This is a genomic window from Protofrankia sp. CiP1_Cm_nod4, assembly GCF_982290645.1.
In genome coordinates, this window is sequence record NZ_CEVIVC010000020.1 from 22273 (window position 1) to 29249 (window position 6977).

At 71.6% G+C, this 6977-nt stretch carries 5 protein-coding genes and 1 pseudogene; all 6 read right to left on the minus strand.

The features are described 5' to 3' along the window. Nucleotides 1–8: 8 nt before the first annotated feature. Nucleotides 9–560: an FHA domain-containing protein gene (locus AC5LSR_RS06455; RefSeq protein WP_250285078.1), complete on the minus strand. Its 552-nt coding sequence runs from the start codon at nt 558–560 to the stop codon at nt 9–11. 324 nt (nt 561–884) lie between these two features. Then, nucleotides 885–1265 (minus strand): glycine cleavage system protein GcvH, encoded by a 381-nt coding sequence (gene gcvH, locus AC5LSR_RS06460; RefSeq protein WP_250285076.1) that lies wholly within the window; start codon nt 1263–1265, stop codon nt 885–887. 369 nt (nt 1266–1634) lie between these two features. Continuing rightward, nucleotides 1635–4148: a sugar phosphate nucleotidyltransferase gene (locus AC5LSR_RS06465; RefSeq protein WP_250285085.1), complete on the minus strand. Its 2514-nt coding sequence runs from the start codon at nt 4146–4148 to the stop codon at nt 1635–1637. 11 nt (nt 4149–4159) lie between these two features. Beyond that, nucleotides 4160–4852, minus strand: a complete 693-nt coding sequence (gene clsA / locus AC5LSR_RS06470; RefSeq protein ID WP_250285074.1) for a cardiolipin synthase ClsA — start codon at nt 4850–4852, stop codon at nt 4160–4162. Nucleotides 4853–4945: 93 nt separating this feature from the next. Then, nucleotides 4946–5950 carry a C40 family peptidase gene (locus AC5LSR_RS06475; RefSeq protein ID WP_250285072.1) on the minus strand — a complete coding sequence of 335 codons (1005 nt, stop codon included), beginning with the start codon at nt 5948–5950 and terminating at the stop codon, nt 4946–4948. 635 nt (nt 5951–6585) lie between these two features. Beyond that, nucleotides 6586–6977, minus strand: a pseudogene (acnA, locus tag AC5LSR_RS06480) (aconitate hydratase); the annotation flags it as partial.

A 6977-nucleotide genomic window follows, 5' to 3' on the forward strand; every position in this document is an offset into this window, starting at 1 on the left:
CCCTCGGCTCACTGCGGGCCCCCGCCGCCCGTCAACGGCACCGGCCCGGTCAGGAACACCAGCCGGAACTTGCCGATCTGTACCTCGTCGCCGCTGGAGAGCTCGGCGGAGTCGATCCGCTCGCGGTTGAGATAGGTGCCGTTGAGGCTGCCGACGTCACGCACGGCAAAGCCCTTGGTGTACGGCGAGCGGTGGAACTCGGCGTGACGGCGCGAGACGGTCACGTCGTCGAGGAAGATGTCGCTCTCCGGATGGCGGCCGGCGGTGGTCAGGTCGGCGTCCAGCAGGAAGCGGCTGCCCGCGTTGGGGCCACGTTTGACGACGAGCAGGCCGGAGCCGGGCGGCAGCGCGTCGACCGCGGCGACCGCGTCCCGCTCGGTCGACTCGTCGGCATGCTCACCCTCGACGCCGGAGAGGGCGGCGGCGAGATTGAGCGTGGAGGTCTGTTCGGCAGGCCGCTCCGGCGCGATGGGCTCACCTGGACGTACCAGTGGAGACCCGCACCGTGCGCAGTACAGGGCATCGGTCGGGTTCTGCTGTCCGCACCTCGTGCAGAACACGGTCGCGTCTGCTTCCTGCCGGACCGCCGCGGACGCGGTTGGCCGGCCGCTCGGGCCACCTCGCCTGGGGGTGGCGAAAACGTTCGCTGCCTCCTCAGAGCCATCCCGTCCCCCTCATCCGGTAACGGCTCCGAGACCGGAACAGGCAATACCGGCCGTGAGATCGCGGCCTCGTATCGCCTTCCCGGCGCACAACGAGGCTAGTGCATCAGGCCCACTGCCGCGAAAAGGGGAGCAGGAGAGCTATTCCGGCGTGGCGTCCGTAGCGGCAACGCGAACGACTGGCAGCATTCCGTAGATGTTCCGTGGATGTTCCGTAGACCTTTACTGCGCTTTCACGTGCTGGACGTACGCAGCGGCGTCCAGCAGTGACACGGTCGCGGACGTGTCGTCGACAGCCAGCTCGACCAGCCAGCCCTCCCCGTAGGGATCGGAGTTGACCAGCTCGGGAGTGCTGTCGAGCACCTCGTTGCGGGCGATCACCTCCCCTGATACCGGCGCGTAGACGTCGGAGACGCTCTTGGTCGACTCCACCTCTCCGAACGGCCGGCCGGCCTCCACCCGTTCCCCCACCGCCGGCAGTGTCACAAAAACGATGTCGCCGAGGGCCTCCTGGGCGTAGGAGGTGATACCCACCCGCACGGTGGCCTCGCTCACCCGGACCCACTCGTGCTCCCTGGTGTACTTCAGGTCCTCCGGGTACACGCGGGGTTGCCTCCATACTCCTCAAGGCCGTCGGCGACACGCGGCGAACGCCCATGTCACCAGCCAGCTCCGACACTCCTGTGGTACTCCTGTGACGCCCGCGACGTGACGAACGCCGCCCACCCGGCCGCTCACACCTGCCAAGCCCACACCGGCCGCCCGCAGCGCGGCCGGCCCGGGACCGCGTCCGGCCGGCTGCCGCGCCCGGGCTCAACCCTACGGCCGGCCGGCCACCCGGCGGGCCGAGCGTAGCGGGGCAGCGCAACCCGCCGCAATGCGGCACCGCGGCATATCGCCCCGATATCCCCCGCGACGCCCGCATCCGGCGCATCCCCGCGCGGCGGCCCCAGCAGGTGAACGGGACCCTCGTCACCGGACGGCATCGCCCGCGGAGCGGGTCCCCTCGGCGATGGCGCTCCAGCGCTGGAGGAGCTGGTCGCCGTCGGTGGTGGCGCTTCCCTCGGCCCACAGGTGGGTGACGGCTTCGGCCGGGTCGGGCAGCACCAGCACCCAGGATCCGTCCGGGCATATCACCCGGACACCTTCGGTGGTGTCGATCGTGCATCCCCCGTCGGGGTCGACCGACTCCACGATCCGGCGCATCACCGTCCCCTTGGCCGCCCACGGCGTCGCCACGGAACGGCGCAGGACGCGGACCGGCGGAATACGCGCGTCGATGGCGCTGAGAGTCAGCCTGGTCCGGGCGACCAGGGCGGCCAGCCTGACGAACGCGGCCAGGCCGTCGATCGCGGAGGCGAACTCGGGGACGACGAAACCGCCGCGGCCGTCCGCGGCGAAGACGACGCCCGCCGCGCCCGCGGCCCGCGTCAGGTCGGCGGCGGACAGCGAGGTCCGGCGCACCGTCAGCCCGTGGAAGCGGGTCACCTGGTCGGCGACCCGGGTGGTCGTCACCGGCAGCACAACCTCGGCCCCCCGGTTCTCGGCGGCGACCAGGTCGAGGAAGACCAGCAGCGCGCGCTCGTCGTCGATCGGGTCCCCCCGCTCGTCCACGATCGTGATCCGTTCACCGATGTGGTCGAAGCGGACCCCGAACGCGGCCCGGGAGCTGGCCACCAGCTCCCCGAGCCGGTCCAGCGCGTGCCGGTGCCGGGTGCCGGGCTGATGGGCCTGGACGGTCTGGTCCAGCCGGCCGTTGACGGTGAGCACGTCCACCCCGAGATGTCCCAGCAGCGTCGGCAGGACCAGGGACGCCGTTCCCCCCGCCGCGTCGATCACGATCTTCAGGCCGGCCTCGGCCAGGCCGGCGGTGTCCACCCGGTCGAGCAGGTCCCGGGCGTAGCTGCTGGTCGTGCGGGCCGGGAAGCGCAGCTCCCCGATCTCGTCGGGGAACGCCCGCCGGAACTCCTGGCGGCTGACGACCCGGTCGAGCGTGCGCTGGACGGCAGGGGAAAGGTCGCTCCCCTCGGCGTCCAGGAAGATGATGTCGACGCGTTCGGCGTCCCCCGCGGCCGCGCGGATGACGACGCCGCCGGCCGCGTCGGAGGAACGGACGTCGAAACGGACCAGCGGCATCGGCGCGGCCTCCAGGTCCCGCACGTCGATCGCGCTGGCGGTCAGGGCGCTGGTCACCGCGCGTTTGAGCGCCCGGGCGGCCCGGGAGGTGTCCCGGGCGGTGGTCACCGTCGAGCCCTTGCGCAGGGTCGTGGCGTACGCGCTGCCGAGCCGGACCACCAGCTCCGGTGTGATCTCGACGTTGACCAGCCCCGACACCCCCCGGGGGCCGAACAGCGAGCGCCGCCCCCGGGACTCCCAGATGACACTGGTGTTGACGACCGCCCCGGCCTCGATCGTCTTGAACGGGTAGACCTTGACGTGGTGGGAGACGAACGCCTCCTCCTCGATCACGCACTCGTCACCGATGACCGCGCCCTCCTCGACCCGCGCGGCCCGCAGCACGTCGGTGCTCTTGCCGATCACGCAGCCACGCAGGCTTGTCTGCGGCCCGATCTGGGCGTTGTCCTGGACCACCGCCCGGTGCAGGAAGGCGCCGGACTTGACCACGACGTTACTGCCGATGACGGTGAACTCACGCAGCTCGGCGCCGGCCTCGACCTTGCTGTAGTCACCGACGAGCAGCGGGCCGGTGAGCACCGCTTCGGGGTGGACGTCCGCGTCCCGGCCGATCCACACCCCCGGCGAGACCTCGAAGCCGCCGATGTCCACGTCGACCTTGCCGTCGAGCACGTCGGCCTGGGCCCGCAGGAAGCTGTCGAGGGTGCCGACGTCCTCCCAGTAGCCGGCGACGACGTGGCCGAACAGCGGCGCCCCTGCGGCGACGAGCTTCGGGAACACCTCACCGGACCAGTCCACCCGCTCGCCGGCGGGAACATGGTCGAGGACCTCCGGTTCCATGACGTAGATGCCGGTGTTGACCGTGTCGGAGAACACCTGCCCCCAGGTCGGCTTCTCCAGGAAGCGGGCGATCCGGCCGTCGTCGGAGGTGATGACGATCCCGAACTCCAACGGGTTCGGGACGGACTTGAGCGCGACGGTGACCAGCGCCCCGCTCTTGCGGTGATGCGCCATCAGGGTGGTCAGGTCGATGTCGGTGAGCGCGTCCCCGCTGATCACCAGGAAGGGGTCGTGGCGCAGCGCGTCCTGCGCGTTCTTGACGCTGCCGGCGGTCCCCAGCGGGGTGGTCTCGGTCGCGTACGACAGGCGCATCCCCAGCTCGTCGCCGTCCCCGAAGTAGGCGCGGACGTGGGCGGCGAGGAACTGCAGGGTGACCACGGTCTCGTCGACACCGTGCCGCCGTAGCAGCCGCAGCACATGCTCCATGATCGGCCGGTTGACGACGGGGAGCAGCGGTTTGGGCTGGTTGGCCGTGATTGGGCGCAGCCGGGTCCCTTCCCCGCCCGCCATGACGACGGCTCTCACTGGCCGACCTCCGCGTCCAGCCGGCCGGCTTCCGCGTCCGCCCGCCCCTGGCCCTGCCCCTGACCGGGCCCGGGATCCTCGCGGGGGGGCAGCGGTGGCCGCGGGCCGCGGGCCGCCCGGACGAGCTGGCGCAGCTGCACGCCGTAGAGGATCCCCGACCACCAGTACAGGGCCGTGCCCCAGATGGCGAACGCCCAGCCGAACGGGCGGGAGACGGTGGCCAGCCAGCCGTCCCCGGCCGAGAGCAGCAGCAGCGGGAAGGCGTAGAGCAGGTTGAAGGTCGCGGCCTTGCCCAGGTAGTGCACGGGCAGCGCCGGGCCGTACCCCAGCCGCCGCAGCACCGGCGGTATGGTGGCCGCGATCAGGACGTCCCGGCCGACGAGCAGCGCCGCGAACCACCAGGGGACGATGTCCCGCAGCGTCAGCGCGATGATCGTCGCGAAGATGTAGAGGCGGTCGGCGAGCGGGTCGAGCAGGGTGCCCAGCCGGCTGGTCTGCCCGAGTGCCCGGGCGAGCTTGCCGTCGAGGTAGTCGCTGACGCCGGCGAAGGCGAGCACGCCGAGCGCCGCCCCGTCGGCGTGGGGTCCCAGCGCCAGCCACAGGAAGACGGGGACCCCGGCCAGCCGCAGGGCGGAGAGCAGGTTCGGGACCGTCAGCACCCGGTCGGAGGGAGCTGCCGCAGCGGCCACGCCCGGCACCTCCTCTCCCTCGGTACACCGAGGCGGCGACGCCGCCCACCGCACAGGGAGAAGGGTAGACGACGGGCGACGGCCAGCCGTGCTCTACAGGAAACGTCCCACCCAGTAGGTGCTGGTGTAGATGGGCTGGAGGTTGATCGTCCGTCCGGTCTGGGGAGCGGCCCACATGTAGCCGTTGCCCGCGTAGATGCCGATGTGCGTGATGTTGTCCGGCGAGCCGAAGAAGATCAGGTCACCGGGCTGCTTGGCTGCCTTGGGGATGTGGATGGAGGCGTCGTACTGCTGCTGCGCCGTGCGGGGGAGGTAGCGGCCGAGCTGTTTGAACACGTACTGGACGTACCCCGAGCAGTCGAAGGCGTTGGGGCCGGCCGCGCCGTAGACGTAGGGCTTGCCCTTCTGCAGCGAGGCGAGATAGACGATCTTCTGGCCGATGGAGCTGCCCGGGATGACCGTGGGGGCCGTCGCCGTCAGCCTGCTGGTGGTCGAGCCGGTGGCCGGGCCGGACGCCGTGGGGCTGCGCACCGTGACGGTGGTCGCGTTGGCCAGCGACGGGCGCAGGGCGTTGGTGCCGTCGAACACCGCGGTCAGCGTCGTGGTGGACAGCAGCCGTGTGGTGATCTTCGCGGTTCCGCTGGCGTCGGTCTGCAGCTGGGCGGTGGTGGTCCACTGCGGCCCGTTCGCCACCGCGATCCGGATCCGCTGGTTGGTGACGGGCTGGCCGCTGCCGAGCTGGGTGGCGCGGACGGTGAAGACGACGGGCGCGTCCGGTGCGATGGTCGCGCTGTCCGGGACGATCGACACCTCGGTCAGCCTCGGGTCCGGGACGCCGATCCGGCCGGCCAGCCCGACGGCGGACGCGGCCAGGGTGCCCGTGCGCGACCCGCCGCCGATCACCGAGGCGGCGGCGGTGTCGGTGGTGGCGGTGGGCTCCAACGAGGCGTTGCCACCCGGGCCCGGCATCGTCGCGGCGAAGCCCGCGGTCGAGGCGGCCAGGGTCCCGGTCGTGACCGCGGCGATGGTGGCGACCCGGCGGGACTGCGGGCTCAGCCAGATCCGGCGGTACAGGGATTCGCGATCGGCCTCACCCACCGGCGCCTGGTCGCGATGGCGACCGCGACCAGCGGGTTCCCCGCTCGGGGGGAAGCGGATCACGCCACGTGGGAGCAACACGTGTTCCTTCCCGTACGCCCGCAAGGCACCGCGGTCCCTGGCTTCCGAACCATGACGTGACCATGACATGGACGTGACCATGACATGAACGTGGCTCGGCGACGATTCGGGAGAAAACCGTCAGGACCTGGGGGGGCCTCGCTCCTACCTTGTAGTTACTCGGAGGGGGCGCCGGACCGGGGCAGGACTGGGCGTCTCGATCCGGCGCGTGTCTTCTGGAGGACAGAGACGCTGGTCTCTGGGGTGCGCTGGTGCTGTGTCAAACGATATCGGGTGGCACACATGGGGACGCAACACCCCCAAAGTAAACAGTTCGCACATTTTCCCATGGCCTGGCGTAGTTCTCGCATTGATGATCGGACGCGGGTGCGGCCGGGCGCACGGGCCGGCCGCACCCCCGCGAGGGGAGCGCGAGGGGAGAACGGCGCAAGGCCGCCGAGAGCCTCGTGCAAGCACTCTCGACGGCCTTGTCGCACCGGCCCCGGCGGGGCCCGCACCGCCGGTATCCGCGCGGCGCGCGGTGGCGGCCCCGGGCCCCGCCGCCCGGCCGCGTGCTACTGGGCCAGCAGCGAACGCAGGACGTAGGGCAGGATGCCGCCGTTGCGGTAGTACTCCGCCTCCCCCGGCGTGTCGATGCGCACGACCGCGTCGAAGCGCCTGTCGTCCGCCTGGACGGTGAGGGTGGCGGTCCGCTCGTCGACGTCCGCGAGCCCGACGATGGTGAACGTCTCCTCGCCGGTCAGGCCGAGCGAGGTGACCGACTCCCCGGGCGGGAACTGCAGCGGCAGGACGCCCATCCCGATCAGGTTGGAGCGGTGGATGCGCTCGTACGACTCGGCGATCACGGCGCGGACGCCGAGCAGCGCCGTGCCCTTGGCCGCCCAGTCACGCGACGAGCCCGAGCCGTACTCCTTGCCGGCGAGGATGACCAGCGGCACCCCGGCGG